The following is a 24,782-nucleotide window of genomic DNA, read 5'->3' as shown; positions in this document are numbered from 1 at the left end:
GTCGTCACCCGTGCGGTCATCGCTGCCTCGTGGCCGGCCAAAACTGCCATCGATCGCTCGCAGTGGACGCTATTTCCGCAATGACCGGGTCCGCGTGACGCTGTCAGGGAACATTGTGAAACGTGATGATCGAGGGGAACCCAGACGCCAGGCCAAAGTTCTGCGTCTGATAGGCGACGGTGGTGCTTGTCATCCGGAGCTGCGCCACCACGACGCCGCCAGGACCGGTAACGGTAAGCACGCGCGCGACGGTGTCGAAGTTGCGGTCGGTGGCGTTGGCGGACACTGGGACGATGAGATGCCTTCGCAGCCACCTCAAGCGCAAAGCCCGCAATAGCCACGATCGCGGGCTTGCGCACTAGCCGTCGGCCTCGGTGCATGATGAGTTGCGCTTTTAGACATCCGTCGTCGACGTTTGAAGTGCTCAACGCCGCTCAGGCGCCCATGACTTCCGGGGGATGTTTTTTCACATAACGCCCAGGGGCCGGCTCGATCGGCTTGTACTTCGCGTTGCCCAGCTTCTTCGGCGCTGCGACCTGCTTGCCCGCATACGCCTGCAGCCAGTTGTTCCAGTGCGTCCACCAGCTTCCGGGATGCGATTGCGCCGATTCCAGCCACGCCTGCGGATCGTCGCCGAGCGTGCCGTCGCTCCAGTAGCTGCGCTTGTTCTTCGACGCCGGATTGACCACGCCCGCGATATGCCCGCTCGCGCCGAGCACGAACTGCGTGTCACCGCCGACGAGTTGCGTCGACCGGTACGCGCCCTTCCACGGCACGATGTGATCTTCCTGCGTGCCGAAGATATAGCTCGGAATGTCGATGCTGCCGAGATCCACCTGCGTGCCGCACATCGAGAGGCGGCCCGGCTTGCAGAGGTTGTTCTCGAGATACGTGTTGCGCAGATACCAGGCGTACATCGGGCCGGGCAGATTGGTGCCGTCGGCGTTCCAGTAGAGCAGGTCGAACGCCTGCGGTGCGCCGCCCTTAAGGTAGTTGTTCACGACATACGGCCAGATCAGGTCGTTCGCGCGCAGCGTCTGGAACACGAAGCCGAGTTCACCACCGGAATAGATGCCGCCCTTGCCGATCGTCTGCTCGCGCTGCGACACGCCCTGCTCGTCGATAAACACGCCGAGGTCGCCGGGATCGCTGAAGTCGAGCATCGTCGTGAGGAGCGTCACGCTCGCGACCGACTCGTCGCCGCGCGCGCGCAGCACCGCAAGCGCCGACGACAGGATCGTCCCGCCGACACACCAGCCGACTGTATTGACCTTGTCGGCGCCGCTGATCGCGCGGCCAACTTCGATCGCCTTGATCGCGCCGTTTTCGATGTAGTCGTCCCACGTGACGTGGCCGAGTTCTGCGTCGGGGTTGCGCCACGACACGAGGAACACGGTCAGCCCCTGCTCGGCCGCATAGCGCACGAACGAGTTCTCGGGCTGCAGATCGAGGATGTAGAACTTGTTGATGCAGGGCGGCACAATCACGACCGGCCGCTCGGCGACCTGCTCGGTGAGCGGCGCGTACTGGATCAACTGGAACAGTTCGTTCTCGAACACCACCGATCCCTTCGATACTGCGACGTTCCTCCCCACTTCGAACGCGTTTTCATCGGTGATCGAGATGCGTCCGCGCTTCAGGTCTTCGAGCAGATTGGCGAAGCCCGTGCGCACGCTTTCGCCCTGCGTCTCGATGGCGGTCTTCACCGCTTCGGGATTGGTCACGGCGAAGTTGGCGGGGCTCATCGAATCGATGAACTGGCGTGCGTAGAAACGCAGCCTGTGCTTCTCCTTTTCGCCGACACCCGCAGCCTCGACCATATCGTTGAGCAGACGCGAGTTGAGCAGGTATGTCTGCTTGAGCATGCTGTACCACGGATTCTCGCGCCAGGCATCGGCACTGAAGCGGCGGTCGCCGCGCTCGGGTTCGACGGCGGACGTGGGCTTTTGCCCCATCGCACTCGTCACCATGCCCATGTACAGCGCCATCTGCTGCTGCCAGTAATGCGCCTGTGCTTCTGCCAGCGCAAGCGCCGGGATACCGGTGGGGGTCGAAGGCACTTCGCCGATCTTGCCAGCTGCGCCGGTGTAGGCTTGCAGCAGCGTCTGGCCCGATTTAAAGAAGCCTTGGACGAACTCGTCTGGCATGTTGAACGGTGCGGCCATGCTGCCTCCTGAGAGTTATGATTAATCGTTGCTGGCCGTCCCGCGATGACAACGCACCACTCGCTCGACGGGCCAAGGCGCGCCAGCTATTTGCGCTGCAGCATCTGCTTGATCTCTGCCGCGTGTTCATTCGCGCGTTTTGTGAGGCTCGCCGTTGCCTCCAGTTGCGACTTGCGCGCGATTTCTGCCAGATCCTTTGTATCTTCGACTGCCTTCAGCCACGCATTGCGCGCCATCTCAGCGTGTTTGCCCGGGTCCGCCGCACCCGCACGGGTGGCTGCCTGAATGTCCTGCATCGCCTGGGTCAGCATCTCGGTCTGCTTGCGAGCAAACGCCTGCATCGCGTCGTAAGCGGACTTGTTCGCCTCGACGATCGCCTCAATGTCCTTCCTGCGCGACTCGACCAACGCGGACATATCGACGCCCGGCACCTTGAACTGTTCGAGCATCTTCGTCAGATCGCCAAAGGGATTTGTTTGATCAGCCATGACTGTCTTCTCCTCGATTAATCGGCAAACTACATACGGAAGGTAGCTACTTACTTGCCCTCATTCAGGGCGGGCACTCCCCGACGTCGGCATCACGAGCGCATCGTCGCCGCGGCGTGCATAGCATCGCCATTTCTCCAGCCAGAAGCACTCGATCCATTCATGAGCTCAGGTAGCACGGGCATCGCCGCGCGCCAACCGGTCTCGAACTCGCCGGATTAACCGCAAGGACAACGACACCATGAACGAACAGAATGCACTCGCGACAGGGCCGCTTTGCGGTGCTGCCCCGGCGCCGGTGCACGGAGACCAAATCATCGGCATATCTGAGCCGTTTCGAGGAATCCGTACACGCGTGCCCTATCCAGAGCTGTCGTCGCACCACTTCATCGCCCAACGCTGCGCCGATTCGATAGCGTCCGCGTCGGAGGGATAGGTGCCGAGATCGCCCGAGTATTTCACTTCGAAGGCATCTCCGCCCGACTTCACCAGCTTATTTCGGTAATCACAGTCACGACAAACGAAAAAAGCCCGCTTTCGTCGGTTTAGGCTTCGACCTGATCGAACGAGGAACGTGCCTTGCAGTTTCGGCAAGTCCACATGGCTATCTCCGCCGCCGTTTGCGCCGCATGGGCGGTTGCCCAGGTTCTGAGTGTCGGCGCGGCAATTCAGCGCTCTTGTTCTTTAAGCAGCTTGTTAGCAAGGACGCGCTTCAGGTTAATGTTGCCCTGCGTTCAGCAGCATCCAGACCTGTCGTCGCGGCTCGCCTTTGAGGATACGAGCGAATGCGGCGCCGCATCGAACGCAGGTGTAGTGTTGCTCAACCTGGGCGCCTTTCACTGCGCCGGCTCCCACGAGAGTCAACGTATCGTGCGGATCAACCGTCGAAGGGTGCCCATAAAGGTCTGCGCATGGCTCGCACGGTTGAATCCCGCGTTCCACGTCAGGGCTCCTGCTCCTTCGACTGTTGTGAAAGCTCGCGGAGCTTGGCATTTGTCATTTACCCAACGGAGTAAATCAGGACTCTCGGGAAATGTGCGGGTTTACATCGAACGCGAAAAGCACCTGCGAGATGGCAGTTCCAACGACCGCTCTTGCCTCGATGGTATCGGGTTCCAAACTATATCCGCTCGCAGTCACGCCGTTGCTTCCCTCTGGATAGAGAGACACACGCATCCCGGTTTCATATCCACCGATGCTCGGCAATCGCTTATTCACTTCGGCAATAAACTCTTCTGGCGAAATCACGGGTTTCGACATGGCAGTGGTCTCCTGGATGTTTTGCGAGGAATCCTAGCATGAGTGCCGTCATCAGCCCTTGTGGCACATATCGCTATTTGCTGAAGCGCGCAGCCGAGTCGCTATCACCCGTGAAATCGACGGCCTTGTTCGTGATGCTGAATCCGAGCACGGCGGACGCGGCGCTCGACGATCCGACGATCCGACGCTGCCGTGGTTTCGCGAAGCTTTGGGACTGCAATGGCCTCGCCGTGGCGAACCTGTACGCGCTGCGCTCGACCGACCCGGCCGCGCTGTGGGCGCATCACGACCCAGTCGGGCCTGACAACGATGACTACCTATGGGTTTTCGCGCGCGAGTGCGGCGACGTCGTGTGCGCGTGGGGATCGAATGCCAAGCCTGAGCGCGCCGTTCGTGTCGCCGGCATCTTGACTGATGCTGGCGCGCGCCTCTGGTGTCTCGGCACAACGAAGGACGGCTCGCCGCGCCATCCGCTATACGTGCGCAGCGATCAGCCGTTGATCGAGTGGCGCCCGGCAGCTATCGCGGCATCCGCAGAGAAGGGAGAGAAGGCATGAGCGAAAACACTGCTCTTTGCACTCGCTCAGAAATCGTAGCTGCCCAAAGCGACAACCAGTGCGTCCGGGTTCGCTTTACGCCACTTGACAGCCGCTTCTCGAATCTTGCCAGCATTGTCCCGAATCACTTGAGTCTCACCATATTCGGTGGATGCAGCAAGAACTCTGATCGCCGTTCTGGCGATCGTCGCCGCGCGGCTCCCATCGCGATCGGAGATGACGAAACTCACATAGTCGTCGCTTGTTTCCGTACTGATTTCCGAAATCTTGAATTCGTTTTTCATACGGGCTTCCGTTGTTGTCGGAAACGAATCCTAGCATTTCATTACTCTGCGAATCACGTTCCAGTCAACTCATGACCGAAGCAGCACAACGAGTAATCGAAACGACGAGAAAACACAGGGTAATCAATGAAGATCGGTCGCTCGTATTACGTGGAGGAAGGGACAAACAACGCAAGGCGACTGCGACGTATCACGGGACGGCGCTCTTCAGTGCACGGCAAGGGGCTGCTCGCGTTGCGTCCCCTCTCCGCTGGCGAGCGACTCATCGAATGCAAAGGTGAAGTCACCAGCTGCCGTCGGGCGACTGCTCGCCAGCAATCCGCTGTCGGACATAGGCTTGTTTTTGTGCTGTCTAGCGGACTCGTGATCGACGACAGCCGCGGCGACAACAGCGCGCGCTTTCTGAACCACGCATGCATTCCCAACCGCGAAGCGGTTGAGGTCGGCGATCGTGTGTTCATCCGGCCATTGCCGACATTGGAACAGGCTGTGTTCTGCGTCAGCAATGTGGCGGATTGCTGACGGTGGTGGCATCGAGCATACGACAGCTTCGTCTGTCAGCGAACTCACACTTCGACCCTGACGGGACATTCGACCTTCCAACTCGCATCCGTCGGCTCACAGGCGTGGAACCGCCATTCGAACTAGTACGCTTCGGCATGAGGCGAATTAGCACGTTCGATCCAATGCTGCCCTGCCGATCCGGGAAAGGCAATCGCGCATAGAAGACGGGCAGTGGCCGAATTGCTTCGATATTGAACCATGGTCCAATATCGGCATCCCCACTAGTCGCGTAGACTATCTTTCGAACGAGCGTGGTTGATCTCGCGCCCCTGGACGGGGCGCGTAGAAGAAGTAAAGAACCATGCCTTGCGTGCGGAAGCGCCGATCTTGGAACTCTGACAGACCAGTAGCCGCTTGTGAGGATGCGAGGGTAAGCCCATGAACAAATGTCTTTGGTTTGCGATGGTACCGGCGTTGCTGTTCGCGGAGGCCGCCACTGCTCAATACCCTGTCATGAACATGATCGCTGACGATCTCGTGCAGAAGTACCAGCAAGCGAGTTGCGAGCAACTTTGGCAAGAGAGAATGGCAAAACGAGGCCATCCGAAATCCCAGAGAGAGCAGGAGGCGGTACAGATGCTCCAAAGCGACCCGCAGATGCGCGCTGCGTTCATCAACAGGGTGGCCGCACCCGTTGCCAACAAGATGTTCGAGTGCGGCATGCTTCCCTGATAGCTGCAGGGGCGGCACGCTTAAGACCAGAGACGGAGCATTGCAGGGTGGACCATTTCCTCGTCGCCTTGGTTGTGTTTGTGTGCGTATTCGGCAGCGCAGTGCTTGGCGCATATTTGCGCGCCGTGCTGCCGGAACACCACCTTAGCGATGAATCAGCCGGCTTCGTACAACTGGCGACCAGCCTGATCGCTACCATGGCCGCGCTGGTGCCGATGCCAGCGAGGCCGTTGGTTCTTTGTCGCACTGGTCCAAGTTACCCTTGAATGTGCTCCATATGGGAAATGACGGCGTTGAGCGCGAACGAAAGCGTGTTGGACCTTGGTCCAACCAGACAGATGCTCAGAGCCTAGGCAACGTCTCCAGCTTGTAAATCGAATTCGCACAACCTACCCTTTATTTACCTGACGCGGTTAGAAAGCGGCAGCAGCAATTCCACGCGCTCACATGACGTGCTCACTTACAAGCTGTGCGGTCCGCAGCCTGGCAGATTCATTGCCCTGGCGCCGGTTTCTCTCATGCCTTGAGACTCTGATGTCACTGCGCTTCTTGTCTCGATTTGCCAAGGCACACGGCCTACTCGTCGCCGCATTGATTTACTCAGCCTCGGCTGGCGCGACATGCAGTGACACTCGAATTAAAAACATGGCTGAAGAGAAAACGATCGCGGAGATTGCAAAAAGTTGCGAGATGGATAAGGACGAGGTTTACAAAGTTTTAAACGGTAAAGCGAGCAGCATCGCGGCGTCACCGAACGACGGAGCTAACACAGGCAGTCTTCCACCAGGGACGCCCTTGGAAGAGTGTGGATGCTGGGGAAAACTTGATTCTTCCGTTCGGCAACCACTGCCAAGATGCCGAAGCGGGTACGCCCAAACTAAGCGTTGCGGCGGCTTTTGCGCGTTTTCGGGATTCTATGAGTCGCAACGCGTATGCACTGAATGAGTCCACGCAACCCGATTTGAAAGAAGTCTGGGAGCTAATACATCAACAAACGGTTGTTGGATTTGGCTATGCGTCTTTGGACTCATTCACGATTCGATGCCATGACGGAGACGCTGCAGTCGCCGTTGCACTTTCTGAACTACTTCAAGCAGCGGGCCAGATACGCGGATCAACTGCTGGCCTCACAGGACTTGACGGATCCGAGCATATCACCTGAAGTGACGACTTCTCGGCGGGGCTAGAGATTGCCGTTGCGGTCAGGCGCACGGGGCGGGCGCCACGGGCGCCGCCGGCGCCGCAACGCCGGACCGCGTCCTGACCGTCCCTGATTCTGATGAACGCATCAAGTTTGCGGGGTGCCTCTTTTCGCTTAACTCAGGCCGGCTATTGGGGCCGTTGTATGGGCGGAGCCGACGTTCGAACGTCCGCGTGAAAGCGTGAGCCAACGTCGGTAGATGGCCGACTGTACGCGTTCGGCCGTCTTCCCTGGAAGCCACCGTTCGAAAATACTTAAACTGCACAGGCGGCGGCATTGTGCCCATAAGGGTCGGTTGCGCCCTCTGAGCTCCGCCGTTCTATTTGCCAAACTGCAGCTTTCGAGACGCAGCTGCCGCCAAATTGTGTGCGATGGCCGCCAGTGGATTCTCTTGCACGTCTAGCTTCCGCTTTGCGGTAGCACGCCCCGCTCGACCAGGATGCTCGACCTGCTCCGAAAGGTTGGAGTATCAGCTTACCTAAGCCAAGGTTTCGATAAGAGCATTAGAGTTTGACAATTGCTTTACATAGACAGCATGGTTACTACACTTCGTTGTTGCGGCGACGATCGGTCCTGCCGTGCTCGTGGTCTCTACTGAGCAATGATGAGAGGGTGTGCACTGTGGTCAGTTGTCGGGCGCCCTGCTGATAGTGGCGCCTTATCTTGCGGAATTGGAGGTCGCAATCATGCAAACTGTTTTAAGACGATATTCCGGAAAGGGCGCGAAAGAATTGTTTGATTTGCTCGAGAAGCATAACGCTGAGGTCGAAGAATGGATGGGTGGTGTCAAAGGCTTGGTAACGTACACGCTCGTACGCAGCGGGGATGGCGGATTCTCCGTGACCGTTTGTCAAGACAAGGCAGGTATCGATGAGAGCGTGCAAAGAGCGAAGGAATGGATCACGAAGAATGCGGGGAGTATTGGAGCGGCGGCGCCGGAAGTGACGGAGGGTGCAGTCATTGCTCATTTGAACAAGTCTTAGTTCTTAGACTTACGACGCACGTGCCAGGTGGTGGCATGGACGTGCGTCGCACAAAAGCGTAGACGGTGAGATCAGCAACACGAGATAAATTCCCATAAAGGCCGACATGTTGTCGACATGATCCCAACCACGAAGGTCCGGTGCCTGGTGCGGAGCCGACGCTTGAATGGCCATCTGAGCGTGCGGAGGAACGAACCTAGTTGGCCGGTCCCGCCCCATGTCGAATTTCCTGGTCGACGCCGAGCGCCCACTCGAGACGCCACATAGCGGACATTCGAACCACACGCTTTCATGCGCGGGCATTCAAGAACCGGCCGCTGACTGGACTTGCGTCATTCCTCCCGGCGGCGGCTCGCGGTGCTGGTTTGTCAGCATTCGCCTTTTTTCGCGTGGCCCGGCGGACAGTGATCGTGCCCGTGATGGTGGCGATGCTCCTCCCATTCGTCGCGGTCCAAATAGCGGTGTCCGTCCCAGTACCGGCCCCCGTGCCATCCGGGCGACACTACGACCACCGGTGCCGGCGCGACCACGACGGGCGGCGGTACGCCAATATTGATGCCAACGCCAACGTCGACAGCATTCGCAAGTCCTGACGCCCCCATTCCAATATCCGCTAGCGCCGCGGCAATGAAGAGATGTTTCATCTTGTCCCCCGAAAGAGCAGCAACACGTTGCTGGTCGGCCACCTCACACGTAGCCGTCATTGTTCAATCTCACGCAGTGAGCAGCGTTGTCATGTCCGCTTATCACGGTTTGCTCTACTGATAGCGTGCAAAGCAGCACAGAAGAGCATTATTCAACGACACTAGAATGGCCAGAACAGGAAGTGGCGGTGATGTCGCGCGCGGACCGCGCGAGGGGGGCGCGTTTCGGGGCCAAGCTGAGCACGGGGATCGATGACTCGCGCGCGCAGCGCCATGTCGTAAAATGCGCCCACCATCGGCAACGCGCTGTGGGCCCCCTCACCCCAATAGTCGTTGCCGAGCGTCACACGTGCATCGTCGAAACCAACCCACGCGCCAGCGACCAGTTGCGGATGCATCAGGATGAACCAGCTATCGGTGTTGCCCTGCGTCGTGCCCGTCTTGCCGGCTACGTCGGCGCGAATCCCGAAGCGTGTTCGGATGTCCGAGCCGGTGCCCCGGTTGACGACGTCGCGCATCACGTCGACGAGCGTTTGCGCTGCGCTGGCCGGTAGCGCCGCTTCTGGAGATGCGCTCGGGAATTCTGCGAGCACCTTGCCGTTGTGATCTTCGATGCGCGTGACCATGCGCGGTTCGATATAGGCGCCGCGATCTGCGATCGTGCAATACGCCGAGACCATTTCCTTCAGCGTGACCGGGCTCGTGCCCAGCGCGAGCGACGGCACCGCTTCGAGCGGACTTTCGCGCACACCCATCGCGCGCGCGAGCCGCACGACCTTCTCGGGGCCTTCCTTTTGCATAAGCTGAGCGGTGACGCGGTTGCGCGAATACGCGAGTGCGTCGCGCAGTGTCATTGGTCCGCCAGTGGGCGGTTCCGCGTCGGTCGGCCGCCAGATCGCATCTCCGCTTAGGGGAATGGCGACGCTCCGGTCGACGATCGTATCGCTCGGCCGCGCGCCGTCCGCAAAGGCCGCGCCGTAGACGAACGGCTTGAACGTCGAGCCCGGCTGGCGCCGCGCCTGCTGCACATGATCGAACGGCTCGTCGCCGAAATCGCGACTGCCGACCCATGCCTTGATATCTCCGTTGCGTGGATCGATGGCGACAAAGCCCGCCTGGATCTGCGCTTTGCTCCGGCACAGCGCACGGACGAACGTGGGGTCCGTGGCGAGCTTCCTGAGCGCGGCCTGATCCGATTGACCCGCGTCGCGCGCCGCGCGGTAGTCGGGTGTCTGCCGGATGAAGGTCTGGAACAGGTCGTTGCCCGGCCAGCAGCCCGTGCGTTCGTTCCATGCGTCGTTCGCGATCCATTGCAACTGGTTCGTCTGCCAGTTCATCGCCTGCGTCGCCATGGCCTGCAGACGGGAATCGATGGTCGTACGCACGACGAGCCCGTCGGCATAGATGTTGTAGCCGTTGCGATCGGCCCATCCGATCAGCCACTTGCGCAATTGCGCCGCAAAATGCGGTGCGGGGCCCGGCGACGCGGTCTGGAGCGCGAAATCGACGTTGAGCGGTCGACGCTTCAACCATTCATACTCGCCGGGCTTGAGCTTCCCGTACCTGTTCATCTGCCCGAGCACCGTATTGCGCCGCTGCAATGCACGCTCGGGATTGAGCACCGGGTTGTAGGTGCTGTTGGCCTTCAGCATGCCGACGAGCGTCGCGCTTTCAAGGATGTCGAGCTGAGCAGCCGATTTGCTGAAATAGGTGCGCGCGGCCATTTCCACGCCGTATGCGTTATACAGGAACGGCACCGTGTTCAGGTACGTCTCGAGGATCTGGTCCTTGCTGTCGACGGCTTCGATCTTGAACGCCGTGATGGCTTCCTTGAGCTTGCGCGTGAGGGTCGGCGCGCGGCCGATTTCGTCGGGATACAGGTTGCGCGCGAGCTGCTGCGTGATCGTCGAGCCGCCTTGCCGGTCACCAGAGAACGTATGCAGTGCGGCCGACGCGGTGCGCTTCCAGTCGATGCCGTGATGCTCGTAGAAGCGACGGTCTTCCGTCGCGATCAAGGCATCCACCATGTACGGCGAAATCTGCTTGAGCGACACCCATTCGCGATTGACCGGCTTGAAGTCCGCGAGCAGTTTGCCGTCGGCGGACACGATCAACGCTGGCCGGTCGACACGGACTTTGCGGATGTCGCCGATGCCTGGTGTGAAAGGCACAAGCGCGAGCACGTACAGCAGGAACAGCGCTGGCACCGCGCAGAGTGCCAGCGCGATACCGCGTCGCGTCGGATGACTCAGGCCTCGCAGCGCCGCAATGAAGACGAGTCTGGCTTTCGTTCTGCTGGTAGCGGCCAGTGGTTCGATGCGGGCGAGCCACCTTGTGCAATGTTGATGAAACAAGGACAAATATCGGCGATTCACGGTGACGACGCGCAGGCGGAAAAGGCGGGATCGTACCAAACCGCAAGGACGCTTCTGCCGTCAAAACAGGGCTGCCGCCCGCGCCATTAACAGACGATTACATTTGTTTCGAGTGGACGACGTTCGCTGCTGCGGCCCCCGTTTTGCTCTGGCCGTCTGCGTAAGGTCGGGGCGTTGGCGCAGCGGCCATTTGCACTCGATCATGATCCGCTCGCGGCAGGTGACCGCTTACTGGCGGATTCAACCGGTCGATGCAACACAATTCAGGTCCGTTGCGCCGGCCGCGCATCGATCTGCCAGACCATGGGTGCCCAGCGTTTCCAGCTTGTGCTCCATGACCCTGTTCTCCCAGAAGAACATCACGTCGTCGCCCGACAGTATCCCCGTCAGCTGGCGCAACGCGTAGCCGGCAACTACCATCGTTGCAAGAATGGATAGAGATTTCTAACCCCGCAAAAGCGGACATCTGAACTTGGCTGGACAGCGGACATTTGAATCTGGCCTCGACATTTATTTTTTATGGCGAATGAGTAAACAGATTGATCACGGTCGACTCGATCTCATTGGACGGAAGAAGATGTGACAGCTTGGGTGGTCGCGCTAGTACAGCAAGTTGGCCTGCAGCAGCAGATCCAACGATCCCGGAAGCCTTTTACACGACCGCGCGATTTTTCGGCCCTACGGCCGAAACTGAACTAACGTCCACGCCGTGCGTAGTCCCGTCGGCACTTCGTTCCGCGCCACTATCGCGCTCGACCTCTCGGAACTCTAAAGAAGCGATACAGGTCGTATGTGGCAGGGACTACCACGTCAGTACCAACCGAAGCTTTGCGCCATCAGTTGCCACTGATCGGCATTATCGCTGCCCGACGGCGCGGAAAGCGTCAGTGTCGCGAGCTTGCCGTCCTTTGAGAAAAGGTAGCGCGCATTCTCCCGGCGGATGGCCTCGTTGGCAACCGGGTTGCGTGCCGAACCCGACGCATACCTAACAACGAAGGCGTTGCCCGATGGCAGCCGCACGACCTTGACATGTGACACGTGCACATAGTTTCCGGACCGCTGCAGTTCGCGCACCTCATGGGACTTCACGTCTTCGAGCGTCAATGGGCGCGTCCGCGAAGCGACAGTTACCGAGATCCGGCTGTACCTGTTCGCGAACTCGACGGACTGCAACGTCTCCCGGCGCGCCCATCCTTCGGGGACTTTCAACGAAAACTCTAGTGGCGACCGGTACGTAACAAACACCTGGTTATCCAGAATATCCCCAAGCTGATTCTTCTTCGCATCTGCAGACGGCTGCGCCATCTTGACGACCTGGGATCGCGCCTTGCCATATGACACACCGGTACGAACGACGGCGCGGCATGCTGCGAGCAGTGACACAGCAAAGTTCTTCATCGAGTTCCTCCGTCACAGCGGCGGGGAGGTCGCCATTCGACCGGGCTGTGCCGCGCAGCTCCGTCTGGCCCATTCGACGATCGAAACGAGGTTCATGCTAGACGCGCAAAACTTAACGGATGCTTACCGGCACGACCCGCGTTGCCATCGTGCAGATTCTCACCGCGACGCGCGGCGCACGTGGTCGGCCCAGGCGACGTGCCGAGCGGGCGGGCCGCCATGCAGGTGCCGGGTGCAGATTGTGGTTCAGACAGAAGTCGACTGGCAGACCAGCGTCACGGAGATGATGCGCGGACGCTTGTCGATGACTGCTCTCAAAGGTCCCCCTCGATCGTTACGCCGGCTCTGCGAATCACTCGCAGGTAAGCGGTCGTATCGCCGACGGCAGCGGTGGCCTGCTCCGCAAGCGTCCACATGTGCGCAGACTTTTCCCCGTTCGCCATCATCGCTTCGAGAATGTCCGAATAAGCGAATCCGCGAGCCGCCGCCGCCCCGAGTACGGCATGCAGAACACATCGGGCCGCAGCCTGGGCAGCGGCCGCCGCCAAGGGCGCCCGGTATGCTAGAAAACCTGCCATGAGCAAAAATTCGACGGGGCTGATCTGCTGACCGTTTCCGACAGGCACACTGTCGGTGTTATGTCGATCTTGCGTCATACGTCGCCTCCCGCTTTGGAGCATCAAGCGCGGTGAACATGCGGATTCGCGTCCTTAATGCCACCGGCTTCGCACCTGATTCTACTGCGGCCCGATTGCTATTCGCTGCCGTGCGTGCCGTATTTATGTCGAGAAAGATGTCGCATGCCCTGCGAACATAGTCGTTCTGCAAATGCAAAACACTCACGCACATGCATACCTCGTTTCCCTCGCGACAGAGAACAGCGGGCGGGCGCAGTTACCCTTGTGTGTGAACGCGCTCGTACCGCTGTTGGCGAGCTCGACGTCGAATGAATCGCCCGCATTACCACCGAAATATTGGCAAAGATCGGCGACGCGGCGCATCGCCCGCTGTGCAACGATATTCTCAACGGCGTGGACGGTCCACGAGCTTCGCGTCATCATCGATCCCGGCCATGCATTGCGCTGTGAGGCGCTGGCGAATGGCGCAAAGCTTTTTGAAAGCGGCGCTCACAATTGGACTTCGCTAGGATATCGGCCTGTGATCATGACCCTCGGGGCTTGACGACTTGCCGTTCGATCAGAACAACCGGCATCTGTTGCGGTGAACCTGACATCTGCTTGACATCTCTATGATCGCTGGCTGACAAAGTAGGTTCGCTGTAACACTCGACCCGGGGAAAACCCGGGCTTGGCGATGTCGAGCCGGCAAGTCGTAGTATTCTTGAGCGTCCACCGTTACCCAGTGGCAGCAGCATCCGCCTGGGTAAATCATCAAATTTCGAATATCACCGATGCCCGGCGCGTCCCTGCGAGTGACTGATCTCGCTCAAGCAGAGAATTCTCTTTGAGAGTATCTATGAAAACGTTGTTTCTGCAGGCACCTTCATATGACGGCTTCGATGGTGGAGCGGGCTCACGGTTCCAGACGAAGCGCGAAATTCGATCATTCTGGTATCCAACGTGGCTCGCCCAGCCCGCTGCGCTGGTCGAGGATAGCCGCCTCGTGGATGCTCCCGCAGACGGCCTGTCGCTGGAAACGACACTTGACATTGCTTTGCAATACGAACTGGTTATCATTCACACGAGTTCTCCGTCGTTCCCGAGTGATGTGCAATTCGCGGAACATCTAAAACGGCGCAAGTCCACAATCCTCATCGGAATGGTCGGTGCGAAGGTAGCCGTTGATCCTCACGGCTCACTTACGGCAAGCGATGCACTTGACTTCGTGTGCCGTGAAGAATTCGACTTCACATGTCGAGACATCGCGCAGGGGCTTCCGTTCGAGTCCATTCTCGGACTCAGCTATCGTCTGCCCGACGGCACAATCAAGCACAACGAAGCCCGGCCGATTCTTGAAGACATGGACCAGCTTCCGTTCGTCGCGCCCGTCTATAAGCGCGACCTGACGACCAGAAATTACTTCAGCGGCTATCTCAAGCATCCGTACGTTTCGCTCTACACGGGGCGAGGCTGCAAATCCAGGTGCACCTTTTGTCTCTGGCCGCATACGGTCGGGGGCCATCGTTACCGCACGCGTTCGGTCGAGAACGTCCTTGAAGAAGTGAAATGGATCAGGGACAACATGCCCGAAATCAAGGAGATCATGTTCGATGACGATACCTTTACCGACCTCGCAGCGAGAGCCGAAGAGATCGCCCGCGGTCTTGGCAAGCTTGGAGTAACGTGGTCGTGCAATGCCAAAGCGAATGTACGTTATTCAACCCTGAAGGTGATGAAAGAGAACGGCTTGCGGCTCCTGCTCGTCGGCTACGAATCCGGCGACGACCAGATCCTCGTGAATGTCAAAAAGGGCCTGCGGACCGATATGGCACGCCAGTTCAGTGACGATTGCCGCAAGCTTGGCATCAAGATCCACGGTACGTTCATTCTTGGTCTCCCCGGTGAGACGCACGAAACGATCAAAAAGACGATCCAGTATGCGAAAGAGATCAACCCCCACACGATCCAGGTGTCACTCGCTGCGCCCTACCCGGGCACAGTCCTTCACAAGCAGGCAGTCGAGAATGGATGGCTTAAAGACACCAAGGTCATCACCCTGATCAATGACGCGGGCACCCAGGCGGCAACGATCGGCTATCCGCACCTGTCGCGCGAGGAGATCTATCTTGGCGTGGAGGAGTTCTACAAGCACTTTTATTTCCGGCCATCGAAGATCTGGGAAATCGTCCGCGAGATGCTGGTGAGTTGGGAAATGATGAAACGGCGTCTTCAGGAAGGCGTGGAGTTCTTCAGATTTCTGAGGACGCGTAAGGCATGAGGCCTCAGGCCCCGACCCGCGGCGGTTCTACGTGCCTCGACTTCAGCGCAGCGCGCCCCTCCGAGCCTGACGCCAGCGGGTCGCCTACGCGAAAACGCGGGGCCTGACGGAGCGACGTGCGTCCGCGCTGGTGCCCGTTGCGACTTCACGTTGAATTACGAATCGAAGCTCGCTATGCGGGACACGCGTCGCGTTGGTGCGGCCTCGTCGATTGGCGCCGCCCACTGTTTCCGATGCGGACAATATAACTGTCAACTAGCGGCCGGAATGCACACGTACGCCTGCAGAAATATTCGCGCAATGCATTCGGACATCCCTTGACTACATCGTGAACGGAGCCGGTTATGTGCCTGCATTGACTCAAATCGTACGCGAATTCGTGCATTCGCCGCGTCGTCCGGCTCAAGCATAGGCCCCGTCCTCAGTCCGCGCCTTCAACACGGCGTGTCGACGGCAAGGCATATTCGGCCACCTGCCATGCAAGCAGGCCCGGCACATAGAACAGCAGATCGCGCACGCGCCGGGCTCCTGCGAGCGCGAGGCACGTCGGCGCGTCGAATCCGAGCAGGCCGCCGATCAGCACGAAGCCGCCCTCCTGCACGCCGAGCCCCCCCGGAACCAGGAAGGCGGCGCTGCTGACGAGCTGAATCAGGGCCTCGATCACGAACGCCTGTGCGAAGGTCGCGTCCGCCCCGAGCACGTGCAACGCGAACCAGATCTCCAGCGCATACCCCGCGCATTGCAGCGTCTGCCAGATGAGCAGATAGCGCACGACAGTCCCGGTCTGCCGCCAGATCAGCTTGATAGATTGATCGATGCGTGCGGACCTGCCCACCAGGTCGACCACCTTGCCGCTCGTGATCCGGTTGAGGGTTCGTGCCGCACGCTCGAACGGCCGTGCGTGATGGACGAGCGCGAACAGCACCAGCGCCGGGGCGAGCGCCGCAATGGCCCAGGCGAGGCGGCCTGCGAAGCGCGCCACATCGGAAGACGAATGCTCGAGCACATAGCCCGCGGCGACCAAAGCAAAGAGGAGCTGGCTGATCAGCGTGAGCTGCATGTCGACGACGAGGCTCGCCGCCGCGGTTGCCGGGCGCATAGCGGCGCGCCCGAGCAGCCGGAACGAAACGATTTCCCCGCCGATGCGCGCGACGGGTAAAAGACCATTGATTGACTCGCGGATCCACACGAGCCTGAGCATTGCCGGGAATGACGGCCGCTCACGGACGCGGATCAGGGTGCGCCAGTCCCATGCATTCGCGCACATCGGCAGGATATGCAGCAAGGCTGCCAGCACGAGGCCCATGCCCGCGCCTTTCAGCAGTTGCAGCACGGCGGCAGGATGATCGTGCCACACGAGCCATAGCGCGAACGAGAGACCGCATAAGGCGGCAACACTTCCAAGGTGTTTCATCTGCGGGTGCTCTCTGTTTCATGCGCCCGCGTCACTGCGGCTTCGCATATCTGCCGTAAAGCTCACTCCAGAACACCGCAGAATCTGGAATGAAACGTGTTTGCCGCCGATACGGGCAACCCGCAGCATTCAGTTCACCGACTCGCGTATTCAGACCAGTTTCAACATCGACAGCAACGTTGGGCGGTTTGCACCACGTATCAGTGTTTGCCAGTCGCGCGCGTTGGCCAGCCATTGGCAGAATGTGGGCGAACCCCGCGAGAAGCAATCCCGAGCCTACGTCCCGCAACAGGAGGGGCACTTCTTCCGGGTGACTGCCCCAAAGGATGACTAGCGCGAAAATCATTCCCGAAAACGCTGTGTCTGCTGATATGCCTGATCATCGAGATGGATCACGAGATAGGGTTGATTCTTTGGCGGATCGATTGGCGGGTGTGATTTTCAGCAACCCACGGCGGTCAACATTGAAACTCACGCCTCGCCATACAACTCGTGACGACAGAAAGCTTGCGCAAAGTATGGCGAAAGCAATGAGATCCCACAATGGCAAGAGCCAAAAATCGCGAACCGGCCGCCTCAGCGTGGTATCGATGCGGATCTGCAATAACACTCTCGCGCACAAGGCAGCGATAAGCAACCACACTGACCACATCGACGCCCCCGCGAGCAATAGCGCGAATACCGACAGTGCGACGGGATAGCTCAGCGCCGAACCGAAGTGGCCGAGTGGATCGATCCGCCGGATTGTCCTACTCCAGCGCAACTCATGTTCGATAAGACGAGAAGCCGTGGATTCCGTGCACGCATGTCCGATCACGAATCCCGGGATGACCACCTTTTGTCCTGTCGCGCGCACAGCACACCCAATGGCGTGATCTTCCGCAAGAAAATTGGAAAACTGACGAAGCCCGCCAATCTCATCCAGAGTTTTACGACGCAGCGCGATTGTCTGCCCGAAACACGGCTTGGCCAGGCCAAGCGCGAGACCCATCGCGACACCGGGCAAGAACTGATAGTCGATGGCTCTCGCTGAAAACCTCGGCCAAAAGCCTGGATCGGGTACGCCGACGTATGCGCATGTCACAAGACCCACGCGCTCCGCCTGCAGTTCGTCCATTATTCTGCGAAGGTAATCTCGCCCCACCGACACGTCACTGTCTGCAAAAACGAAGAACTCATGAACCGCTGAAGGAAGCATGTTAAGCAGGTTGCTCACTTTCCGGTTCGAACCGTGCAACTTGCTATCGGCGACAACCGTGATATGTGCGCCCGGGTGCAGACGCCGAAGTTCCTCGACTACCTCCAATGCGGGGTCATCCGGATCATGAACTCCAAAGAGGTATTGCACCGCCCCCGGATAAACCTGTTCGCAGAAGCTCACCAGATTAGGTAGCAACGCTGTTTCCATACCACGTAGAGGCTTGATCACCGTCACAGGCGGATAGCTGGGTGCCTTGATAGTGTTTCGCGCAAAAAACGAACCCACCAGCGCAATGGCCGTGACGGTGTAGGCGATTCCGAATGACGCGCAGGCACCGCAAAAATATGCAAGCGCATGTAGTGCCATTCCGACAGGCAGCAAGGTTGCAGTCGAAAACAAGGCACTCGTCGCCATTGGCGGTGTCCAGTGTGAGAATCAATGGATCGGTCGACCGTCGGCAGTAACCAAGCCGCACGGCACGCCCGAGATGCGAAAGTGCGGCTTCATCACCTACCGCTCAGCACGGCGGCGGAAACACATTCATCGCGATGCTGCCGAGGTGACGGGTGTGTGTCTGATGCGTGTCAGTGTTCTCCTGTCAGGGTGGTAACGCGAGAACTCGTTTTTTGCGCCTCGACAGCGATCGTAACGGGCTTATCTGAAGGGAACATTAAGGCCGACACCCACAATATTTCCGATGCTTACGTAGCGTGGAGATGGGCGCGTTCTCGTACGCAATTAGAGTGAAATTGAAAGGTCTCCAAAAGCAGATCGTGCTTCGGTGCCCGGCCCCGTTTCTCTGCGTTTCGTCTGACTACGGGTATATCGCTCGGCGACTCCCATTCGGCATGCATCATGTCAAGGGACCGTCCTGCGACGTTAAAAGCTATTCGATGCCTGCCCTCATTAAAACTGGTGTGAGCGTGCTGCGGCGCCTGTGAGCAGGCGTCGAATAAGCCTCGAGGGAGGAAACCGCGGAGCGGTCCCATGCGGTTGGAGGCCTGGGTGGCTATGGTGGTTGATTGGCGGGGGCTAAGTAGTGTTGGGCGTGACGCGGTTAATCGATACTCCCATGCAAGTCGTCAATCATTGCGTGCGTTCGCAGCCCGGCGTTGATAGCGATGCGGGCGATAGCGAAGTAGTTCGCTTTGGAGCATGCCCCATTGTGCAAATCTCATTTGCGCAATGAGGTGGTTCCACCGGTCCGTTGTCGTATGGCACGCTGTATTCAGTCACGGCGGACCCGGCAAGCATCCCCCACAAACTGGAGTATGAGTTGTTTAATTTCTTTGACATAGACAAGATCATCGACCAATTTCCGGACGAGGCCGATAGCACGATCGTCGACGTCTACCTGACCGATGAGCCTTCTGCTAGCTCACGACTCTTTCGTGTTTATTACCCGATTCCTCGCCACTACCACGAGACGTGCGAAGAACATCTCTACCTTCTGACCGGGAAGGTTGCCTTCTCGATCGAGGACGAGGCACCTCGCATCCTCGCTGCGGGCCAGCTGGTGACCTTTGAGCGGAACACCATACACGCGATCACTGAAATACTCGACTCGCCAGCGGTCTTCTTTACCGTCGACGCTCCTCGTCGTGTGCCGACCGATGTCGTGTATGTGAATCCGGACGACGCGAAAATCCGGCCTTTCGTGACCCATCTGAAAACTTCCTGAAGGAATGAGCCCATCCAGCTCATCATGCGCGGGCATCGCCCCTTCTAGGCACGACGTTGCAGATGGTGTCACCGGGTGAACGGATTGAATGTGGCTGGCACCATTACCGCGTCGATGTTTCGTAAATCTGCCAAGGCCCGCTGATCCCGACGCGCCCGAGCGTCGCCACCTATCGTTACACGCCTTCGACAAGAACGGCGCGATAGCGTGCGCCCTTGAACCGGTGCTGTGCGACTTCCTGATACGCCGGGCTGTCGTACCACGCACGCGCGGCCGCAGTCGACGGAAACTCCACGATCACGACGCCCTCAGGCGCTTCGCCCTCAAGAACCTGTTGAGGTCCGTAGGCAGCGAGAATCTTGACAGGATGACCTTTGAAGGTCTCGCCCACCTCGCTTTGATAGATGTCGAGTTCACCCTGATCCTGCGTGCTTTCCTTCGTGAAGACAATATAAGTTGCCATGACGTACGCTCCTGCGGTGGTGTGAAGGTGCACACGATGATGCCATAAAACCGCATCGGGCCTCGATATGCAACGTCGGTGCAGATGTCGAGCCGACACCTGGGCAAGAGAATCACCCGATCCCGTCGCCACATCAAATCCAGAACGAATGTGATGCTCGGCTTCAAACGGTTCAGGAGCGCCGCGGCCACGATTTCAAACATCGAGTTGACGCATCGCATTCGCAAAGGCAAGTTCGATCTCGCGGAGCTCGGCCTCAAGGATGCCGCGGCGCGCGCTGCATGGAATGCGGCCTCGTCCGATCGATAAGGTATCCTGCCTATATGGAAATTACCAACCGGCTTACCTATTTGCATCGGAACCGTCTTCACATGCCAGGCGCGGTACTGCAGGGACAAGCTTGGTATCGATCCGGAACGCTACAACGTCAGTGGTGTCGACATGCGCGAAGCGACTGGGTCATCGAGCTCGGGCCGGGCGCCAGCGTCGCGTGCTGCACGCCGGGAGGGTTGACGCGCATCGCGGGCGGATGCACGGCGGCTTATCTGACGGACCACTTTGGCGATTGAAGGTGCGCCATGACGGTAGCGGCTTACAATCGCGAGGGCAATGCGCGCCACCGCGATGCTCATCCGCCGAACGGCTTGACGATACCGTCCAGTCGATAGAGCTCAAGCTTGCGGTAGAGCGTGCTGCGTGACACACCGAGTGCCCGGGCGGCCTGCGCAAGATTTCCGCCCGCGCTGCGCACGGCGCGGGCGATGGCCAGACGCTCGGTGTCCTCCAAACTTGTCGACTGATCGGGCAATGGCGGGACAACGCTGACAGTCGCCGTTTCGTCGAGTAGCTCAGCAGGTAACTCGTCGAGCGATACCACTTCCTCGTTGGACGTCAACAACAGATTCTCGATCACATTGCGTATCTCTCTCACGTTGCCCGGCCAGGAATAGGCACGCAGCACCGCCATGATCTCGGCACTCAATCGCCGCTCGGCAACGCCGTGGCGCTGAGCAAGACGCCGGTTGAAATGCTCGACGAGCAGATCGATATCGATGTCCCGCTCGCGCAGCGGCGGAATGCGCAGGCGCGTGACGCTGATACGGTAATAGAGATCGCGGCGGAAGTGGCCCGACTCGACCTCTTCGCGCAGATTACGATTGGTCATCGCCAGCAGGCGCACGTCAACATGTCGCGGCTGCGTGTCCCCCAGCCGATAAATGACGCCCTCTTCGAGCGCGCGCAACAGGACCGGTTGTAGTTCGAGCGGCATCTCACCAATTTCGTCGAGGCATAGTGTGCCTCCATGAGCCAGTTCAAACCGGCCAGGGCGCCCCTCTGCAGTGGCGCCGGTAAAAGCGCCGCGCACGTGGCCGAACAGTTCGCTGGCGATCAGTTCTTTCGATGCGGCTCCGCAGTTGTAAGCGACGAAAGGTCCGCCACCCCCTTCTTCGCCATGTATCGCGCGCGCGAACAGCTCTTTGCCGACGCCGGTTTCCCCCTCGATCAGGACGGGCACCCGTCTGCGTGCAAGCTGCCGCCCACGCTTGACGGCGGCCTGCATCGCTGTACTTTGCCCCTGGATCTGTGCGAAGCAGCTGCGCTGCGGATCGGCCTCGCCACTTCGCTCGGCAATCCGTGCGCTGACGGACCGCGCCCGCGCGGGAACCACCAGCATCGCGCCGATCGTGCTGCCATCCACGACAACCGGGTTGAACCATTCGCTACGCAACCCTTCGGGCAAGTGCCGCGCCCAGTCTTCCACCGCGGAGCTCTCATCCATACCGGGGAAGCGCTCTCCGATGCCGACCGGCAATGACACGCGGCCAGTCGTATGCACGAGCCGACCTGCGCGATCGATCGCGATCATCCCGGTTGCGTCGGATGACGACAAACGCTGCAGGCAGAAGGCCAGCAGCCGCATATGTTCGCATGCCGCCTGCTCGGCCAGCACCATTTCGATTTGGCGCGCTGCCGTCACCGCCAGGGTGAGGTTATTGATGTGATAAGTGGTAGGCGGTCCGGAAATGTCGAGCACACCCATAATCGCGCCCGTTCCCGGTTCGCAGATGGGCGCCGCTGCGCAACTCCACGACTTGATGCCTTCACAGAAGTGTTCCGAACCATGGATGTAAGTCGGCTGACGGGTGGCGAGCGCGGTGCCGATGCCGTTGGTCCCGGCCTGGTCCTCACGCCAGTCGCCGCCAACTGTTAAATGGATTTTCTCGCCAGCTGCCAGTGTACGCAGATCGCCTGCAGCCTTAAGGATGACACCGTCCTGATTGGTCAGCAGCAGCATCGAATGCGAATCGGCGAAAAGATCCGCGGTCACAGTGAAAAGACGCTCGGAGGCCGCCAACAACTCACGATGGCGCCAGGACAACGCCGCGAGTGCGTCGCCATGTACCGCGAACGGTGCGGATCCCGCTGTGGGGCTGACTCCTGATCGCAAACTGCGTTGCCAGGAGTCGATCAGAGCCGAGGGAGCGGACGTCGACGCCTCGCCCGCAAGAAAACGCTCCCATGCAAGCATCGTGACCCTGTCGGAGTGACGGGCGTTCGCACGCTGCGCGTTGGCTACTATGCTGCGCATAGTAGCGTGGTCGCCTAGACCCGACATGCCATGCTGGTGTCTCGCCACAACTCTCCTCCTATGCGGTCAGACAGCGAAGAAGCGGCTCTAGGGCAGCCTTCGACGTGCCTCGCAGGAATGTCGCGCCTTAGGTTTTTCGGTGTTGGATAAAGCAACCCGGCATCGCGATCGCTGAACAGTATAGGCCTACATCTTCATCCAGTCAGTTCGCGAAAACCCGCCGGGCATCGCTGCCTCAAGATTTTGCTGTCTGTTTGCCTGCCGACAGAGCCACGTCCAATATCAATCTCTTTATAGTTGCGTTAGTTGGCGGTGCATCAATGTGGCAGCCCGGCAATGTCGACGCCGAACGTCTGCAGCACCAGTATCACGTTGAACGACAGGACCGCGAGCGCCGCCAGCGTCGCAAGCACGGCCACGCACTTGCGATTCCTGTACCTGCCCATCACATCCTCGCGGCATGTCAACCAGACCAACGCCGCCATCGGCAGCGGCAACGCAAGACTCAGCACAACCTGACTGATGACGAGCGCATGGGTCGCATTGGTGCCAAGCGCAACGACGACGAGACTCGGCACCATGGTCACGGCTCTGCGCAGCCACAGCGGAATTCGAAAACCGACGAACCCTTGCATGATCATCTGGCCCGCCATCGTGCCGACTACGGAACTCGAGATGCCCGACGCAATCAGCGATAAAAGGAATATGCCCGCCGCCCCAAAGCCTAATAGCGGCGCCAGCGTGTGATACGCGCTCTCGATCTCCGCAACGTCCGGATGCCCATCGTGAAATGCACCCGCCGCCATGATGACCATCGCGATGTTGATCAGGCCGGCAATGGTCAATGCGATAACGACCTCGATGTTCGAAAATTTCAGCAGTCTTGCGCGCTCTAGCTCGGTCCTGACGGAAGCACGATGTTGCGTCAGCCCCGAATGCAAAAAGAGCGCGTGCGGCATCACGGTCGCACCTACGATGCCGACGGAAATCATCAGCGCATCCGCGTCGGGCACCTGGACGGAGAACATATTCGCGAAAGCATCCGGCCAGCCAACCGGCGTGATGAACAGTTCGGCAAGATAGGACAAGCCAATGATCCCGACCAGCGCGCCGATTACCAGTTCGAGCGGTCGAAAACCGGCGTTCTCGAACAGCAGAAGACCATACGTCACGACCGCCGTGACCATCATGCCGGCAAGCAACGGCATGTGAAACAGCAACGACGGCCCGATTGCGCCACCGAGAAACTCGGCAAGATCGGTTGCCATCGCGGCGATTTCGCTTACGCCCCACATCAGAAGCACAACCGGTTTCGGGAACCGCTCACGACACAGTTCTGCAAGGTTTCGCCCGGTGACGATTCCGAGTTTCGCCGATAACGACTGAAACAGCATGGCGATAAGGTTCGCCAGCAGTACGACCCACAGCAACGCATATCCGTAGCGGGCGCCCGCGCGAATGTTCGTCGCAAAGTTGCCCGGGTCCATATATGCAACGGAGACCACGACGGCCGGTCCCGCGAACGGCAGAAGCATCCGCGCACCGCGGCGGCGGCCGTCCAATATTTCTCTTACCGCAAGCGTCGTGCGTCCGGTTAGGGTCGTCGGTTCGACTACGCCGCGCACGCGATCGTCCAAGGTCGTCGCTCCTTGCTCGTCAAAGTCATAGGCGTGCCCCGTTCAGCAGGCAGGCATGGCGTTCACGCGATCGCGCTTCGGATTGCGTCGACGAGGCTGCGCAACAGCGGAGTGCTCGCTGCGCTCACATCGGTCATCAGAAGAACCGCGCCCCAGAGCGTAATTGACCAGCCCAATGTGAGCTTGAGCAGGCGGGGCGCTGACATCGCGCCCACGCGGCGTACCGTCGGCGCCCGTGTATTGTCGTGTGAGGCCAGTTTCATAGCCATTGCTGTCTCCTTCCATGGGTGGCCGCCCGATCCACGCC

At 59.5% G+C, this 24,782-nt stretch carries 24 protein-coding genes and 1 pseudogene; 8 read left to right on the top strand and 17 right to left on the bottom strand.

The window, feature by feature from the left end; translation table 11 throughout:
* Positions 1-103: 103 nt before the first annotated feature.
* From SB822_RS27200 to SB822_RS27180, 5 genes are all read right to left on the bottom strand, one after another.
* A complete protein-coding gene (locus SB822_RS27200; RefSeq protein ID WP_410856078.1) occupies positions 104-286 on the bottom strand; it encodes a hypothetical protein in 183 nt (60 codons plus the stop codon).
* A 148-nt stretch (positions 287-434) separates the two neighbouring features.
* Entirely contained in the window at positions 435-2,165 is a 1,731-nt protein-coding gene (phaC, locus tag SB822_RS27195; protein WP_410856077.1) for a class I poly(R)-hydroxyalkanoic acid synthase, read from the bottom strand.
* Between the two features lie 86 nt (positions 2,166-2,251).
* Positions 2,252-2,653 carry a TIGR01841 family phasin gene (gene phaP / locus SB822_RS27190; protein ID WP_086915466.1) on the bottom strand — a complete coding sequence of 134 codons (402 nt, stop codon included), beginning with the start codon at positions 2,651-2,653 and terminating at the stop codon, positions 2,252-2,254.
* A 360-nt stretch (positions 2,654-3,013) separates the two neighbouring features.
* Positions 3,014-3,142, bottom strand: a complete 129-nt coding sequence (locus tag SB822_RS27185; protein ID WP_410856076.1) for a hypothetical protein — start codon at positions 3,140-3,142, stop codon at positions 3,014-3,016.
* Between the two features lie 528 nt (positions 3,143-3,670).
* Entirely contained in the window at positions 3,671-3,913 is a 243-nt protein-coding gene (locus tag SB822_RS27180; protein WP_410856075.1) for a hypothetical protein, read from the bottom strand.
* Positions 3,914-3,951: 38 nt separating this feature from the next.
* On the opposite strand from SB822_RS27180, the gene SB822_RS27175 reads away from it, so the two are divergent.
* On the top strand, positions 3,952-4,470 hold the full coding sequence (locus SB822_RS27175; RefSeq protein WP_410856074.1) for a DUF1643 domain-containing protein: 519 nt from the start codon (positions 3,952-3,954) through the stop codon (positions 4,468-4,470).
* 26 nt (positions 4,471-4,496) lie between these two features.
* On the opposite strand, the gene SB822_RS27170 is transcribed toward SB822_RS27175, so the two are convergent.
* On the bottom strand, positions 4,497-4,754 hold the full coding sequence (locus SB822_RS27170) for a hypothetical protein (RefSeq protein WP_410856073.1): 258 nt from the start codon (positions 4,752-4,754) through the stop codon (positions 4,497-4,499).
* A gap of 126 nt (positions 4,755-4,880) precedes the next feature.
* Between SB822_RS27170 and SB822_RS27165 the strand changes: the two are divergent.
* The 4 genes and pseudogenes from SB822_RS27165 to SB822_RS27150 all read left to right on the top strand — a co-directional run.
* Positions 4,881-5,234 (top strand): annotated as a pseudogene (locus SB822_RS27165) (SET domain-containing protein-lysine N-methyltransferase); the annotation flags it as partial.
* Positions 5,235-5,696: 462 nt separating this feature from the next.
* Positions 5,697-5,990: a hypothetical protein gene (locus tag SB822_RS27160; RefSeq protein WP_007741962.1), complete on the top strand. Its 294-nt coding sequence runs from the start codon at positions 5,697-5,699 to the stop codon at positions 5,988-5,990.
* 47 nt (positions 5,991-6,037) lie between these two features.
* Entirely contained in the window at positions 6,038-6,256 is a 219-nt protein-coding gene (locus SB822_RS27155) for a hypothetical protein (protein WP_007741957.1), read from the top strand.
* 1,621 nt (positions 6,257-7,877) lie between these two features.
* The gene (locus SB822_RS27150) at positions 7,878-8,174 is read left to right on the top strand and encodes a hypothetical protein (RefSeq protein ID WP_094298161.1); all 297 of its coding nucleotides are present in this window, start codon (positions 7,878-7,880) and stop codon (positions 8,172-8,174) included.
* Between the two features lie 368 nt (positions 8,175-8,542).
* On the opposite strand, the gene SB822_RS27145 is transcribed toward SB822_RS27150, so the two are convergent.
* The 5 genes from SB822_RS27145 to SB822_RS27125 form a co-directional block, all read right to left on the bottom strand.
* Positions 8,543-8,818 (bottom strand): hypothetical protein, encoded by a 276-nt coding sequence (locus tag SB822_RS27145; RefSeq protein ID WP_410856072.1) that lies wholly within the window; start codon positions 8,816-8,818, stop codon positions 8,543-8,545.
* A 161-nt stretch (positions 8,819-8,979) separates the two neighbouring features.
* Entirely contained in the window at positions 8,980-11,172 is a 2,193-nt protein-coding gene (locus SB822_RS27140) for a penicillin-binding protein 1A (protein WP_410856071.1), read from the bottom strand.
* A gap of 261 nt (positions 11,173-11,433) precedes the next feature.
* Complete coding sequence (locus tag SB822_RS27135) at positions 11,434-11,613, bottom strand: hypothetical protein (RefSeq protein ID WP_410856070.1); 180 nt, start codon at positions 11,611-11,613, stop codon at positions 11,434-11,436.
* Between the two features lie 390 nt (positions 11,614-12,003).
* Positions 12,004-12,498 carry a hypothetical protein gene (locus SB822_RS27130; protein ID WP_410856069.1) on the bottom strand — a complete coding sequence of 165 codons (495 nt, stop codon included), beginning with the start codon at positions 12,496-12,498 and terminating at the stop codon, positions 12,004-12,006.
* Positions 12,499-12,905: 407 nt separating this feature from the next.
* On the bottom strand, positions 12,906-13,247 hold the full coding sequence (locus SB822_RS27125) for a hypothetical protein (RefSeq protein ID WP_410856068.1): 342 nt from the start codon (positions 13,245-13,247) through the stop codon (positions 12,906-12,908).
* Between the two features lie 820 nt (positions 13,248-14,067).
* Here SB822_RS27125 and hpnJ point away from each other — a divergent pair.
* Positions 14,068-15,489, top strand: a complete 1,422-nt coding sequence (hpnJ, locus tag SB822_RS27120) for a hopanoid biosynthesis associated radical SAM protein HpnJ (protein WP_007741938.1) — start codon at positions 14,068-14,070, stop codon at positions 15,487-15,489.
* A gap of 421 nt (positions 15,490-15,910) precedes the next feature.
* On the opposite strand, the gene SB822_RS27115 is transcribed toward hpnJ, so the two are convergent.
* Together SB822_RS27115 and hpnI are read right to left on the bottom strand one after the other, a co-directional pair.
* Positions 15,911-16,903, bottom strand: coding sequence for a lysylphosphatidylglycerol synthase domain-containing protein (locus SB822_RS27115; protein WP_410856067.1), 993 nt, complete (start codon positions 16,901-16,903; stop codon positions 15,911-15,913).
* A 379-nt stretch (positions 16,904-17,282) separates the two neighbouring features.
* Positions 17,283-18,518 (bottom strand): bacteriohopanetetrol glucosamine biosynthesis glycosyltransferase HpnI, encoded by a 1,236-nt coding sequence (gene hpnI / locus SB822_RS27110; protein WP_007590246.1) that lies wholly within the window; start codon positions 18,516-18,518, stop codon positions 17,283-17,285.
* Between the two features lie 862 nt (positions 18,519-19,380).
* Between hpnI and SB822_RS27105 the strand changes: the two genes are divergently transcribed.
* Entirely contained in the window at positions 19,381-19,785 is a 405-nt protein-coding gene (locus tag SB822_RS27105; RefSeq protein WP_007741935.1) for a cupin domain-containing protein, read from the top strand.
* Positions 19,786-19,960: 175 nt separating this feature from the next.
* Here the strand turns inward: SB822_RS27105 and SB822_RS27100 are convergent, their stop codons facing one another.
* Positions 19,961-20,248: a DUF1330 domain-containing protein gene (locus SB822_RS27100; protein ID WP_410856066.1), complete on the bottom strand. Its 288-nt coding sequence runs from the start codon at positions 20,246-20,248 to the stop codon at positions 19,961-19,963.
* 78 nt (positions 20,249-20,326) lie between these two features.
* Between SB822_RS27100 and SB822_RS27095 the strand changes: the two genes are divergently transcribed.
* A complete protein-coding gene (locus SB822_RS27095; protein ID WP_410856065.1) occupies positions 20,327-20,557 on the top strand; it encodes a hypothetical protein in 231 nt (76 codons plus the stop codon).
* 319 nt (positions 20,558-20,876) lie between these two features.
* Here the strand turns inward: SB822_RS27095 and SB822_RS27090 are convergent, their stop codons facing one another.
* The 3 genes from SB822_RS27090 to SB822_RS27080 form a co-directional block, all read right to left on the bottom strand.
* Complete coding sequence (locus SB822_RS27090; RefSeq protein ID WP_410856064.1) at positions 20,877-22,838, bottom strand: sigma-54-dependent Fis family transcriptional regulator; 1,962 nt, start codon at positions 22,836-22,838, stop codon at positions 20,877-20,879.
* Positions 22,839-23,155: 317 nt separating this feature from the next.
* Positions 23,156-24,475: an Nramp family divalent metal transporter gene (locus tag SB822_RS27085; RefSeq protein ID WP_410856063.1), complete on the bottom strand. Its 1,320-nt coding sequence runs from the start codon at positions 24,473-24,475 to the stop codon at positions 23,156-23,158.
* 62 nt (positions 24,476-24,537) lie between these two features.
* On the bottom strand, positions 24,538-24,744 hold the full coding sequence (locus SB822_RS27080) for a hypothetical protein (protein WP_410856062.1): 207 nt from the start codon (positions 24,742-24,744) through the stop codon (positions 24,538-24,540).
* Between the last annotated feature and the right edge of the window lie 38 nt (positions 24,745-24,782).

The organism is Paraburkholderia sp. SIMBA_054, from assembly GCF_046534875.1.
Taxonomy (GTDB): Bacteria; Pseudomonadota; Gammaproteobacteria; order Burkholderiales; family Burkholderiaceae; genus Paraburkholderia; species Paraburkholderia hospita.
Note: the sequence above shows the minus strand (reverse complement) of the source record. Positions and strands in the feature narration are given on the sequence as shown.

Excerpts from the sequence above, each read along its gene's own strand:
- SB822_RS27125 (WP_410856068.1), bottom strand. The coding sequence starts at position 13,247 with ATGACGCAAGATCGACATAACACCGACAGTGTGCCTGTCGGAAACGGT.
- hpnI (WP_007590246.1), bottom strand. The coding sequence starts at position 18,518 with ATGGCGACGAGTGCCTTGTTTTCGACTGCAACCTTGCTGCCTGTCGGA.
- SB822_RS27145 (WP_410856072.1), bottom strand. The coding sequence starts at position 8,818 with ATGAAACATCTCTTCATTGCCGCGGCGCTAGCGGATATTGGAATGGGG.
- SB822_RS27080 (WP_410856062.1), bottom strand. The coding sequence starts at position 24,744 with ATGGCTATGAAACTGGCCTCACACGACAATACACGGGCGCCGACGGTA.
- SB822_RS27090 (WP_410856064.1), bottom strand. The coding sequence starts at position 22,838 with ATGCGCAGCATAGTAGCCAACGCGCAGCGTGCGAACGCCCGTCACTCC.
- SB822_RS27170 (WP_410856073.1), bottom strand. The coding sequence starts at position 4,754 with ATGAAAAACGAATTCAAGATTTCGGAAATCAGTACGGAAACAAGCGAC.
- phaP (WP_086915466.1), bottom strand. The coding sequence starts at position 2,653 with ATGGCTGATCAAACAAATCCCTTTGGCGATCTGACGAAGATGCTCGAA.
- phaC (WP_410856077.1), bottom strand. The coding sequence starts at position 2,165 with ATGGCCGCACCGTTCAACATGCCAGACGAGTTCGTCCAAGGCTTCTTT.
- hpnJ (WP_007741938.1), top strand. The coding sequence starts at position 14,068 with ATGAAAACGTTGTTTCTGCAGGCACCTTCATATGACGGCTTCGATGGT.
- SB822_RS27135 (WP_410856070.1), bottom strand. The coding sequence starts at position 11,613 with ATGGTAGTTGCCGGCTACGCGTTGCGCCAGCTGACGGGGATACTGTCG.
- SB822_RS27130 (WP_410856069.1), bottom strand. The coding sequence starts at position 12,498 with ATGGCGCAGCCGTCTGCAGATGCGAAGAAGAATCAGCTTGGGGATATT.
- SB822_RS27100 (WP_410856066.1), bottom strand. The coding sequence starts at position 20,248 with ATGGCAACTTATATTGTCTTCACGAAGGAAAGCACGCAGGATCAGGGT.
- SB822_RS27160 (WP_007741962.1), top strand. The coding sequence starts at position 5,697 with ATGAACAAATGTCTTTGGTTTGCGATGGTACCGGCGTTGCTGTTCGCG.
- SB822_RS27175 (WP_410856074.1), top strand. The coding sequence starts at position 3,952 with ATGAGTGCCGTCATCAGCCCTTGTGGCACATATCGCTATTTGCTGAAG.
- SB822_RS27180 (WP_410856075.1), bottom strand. The coding sequence starts at position 3,913 with ATGTCGAAACCCGTGATTTCGCCAGAAGAGTTTATTGCCGAAGTGAAT.
- SB822_RS27115 (WP_410856067.1), bottom strand. The coding sequence starts at position 16,903 with ATGAAACACCTTGGAAGTGTTGCCGCCTTATGCGGTCTCTCGTTCGCG.
- SB822_RS27150 (WP_094298161.1), top strand. The coding sequence starts at position 7,878 with ATGCAAACTGTTTTAAGACGATATTCCGGAAAGGGCGCGAAAGAATTG.